The organism is Pseudomonas sp. MD330_10 (genome assembly GCF_042610415.1).
GTDB lineage: Bacteria > Pseudomonadota > Gammaproteobacteria > Pseudomonadales > Pseudomonadaceae > Aquipseudomonas > Aquipseudomonas rhodesiae.
On sequence record NZ_JBHGZU010000134.1, the window covers coordinates 1 to 241 of the forward strand.

General features: G+C 66.4%; 1 pseudogene. It reads right to left on the minus strand.

From position 1 onward, the window contains the following. A pseudogene (locus ACFZPT_RS26910) lies at positions 1 to 241 on the minus strand (helicase-related protein); the annotation flags it as partial.

A 241-nucleotide genomic window follows, 5' to 3' on the forward strand; every position in this document is an offset into this window, starting at 1 on the left:
GGGCGGCCACGTCGGTGGCCACCAGCACCGACGTGCTGCGGTTGGCGAACATCGCCAGTACCTGATCGCGGTCGCGCTGTTCCAGGACGCCGTGCAGGCCGACGGCGGAGATGCCCTAGGCCGTCAGGTGGTCGACGGTTTCCTGCACTTGCTGCTTGGTAAAGCAGAACGACACGCACGAGGCCGGACGGAAATGCGCCAGCACCATGGTCACCGCGGCCATGCGTTCTTCCGGGGAGAT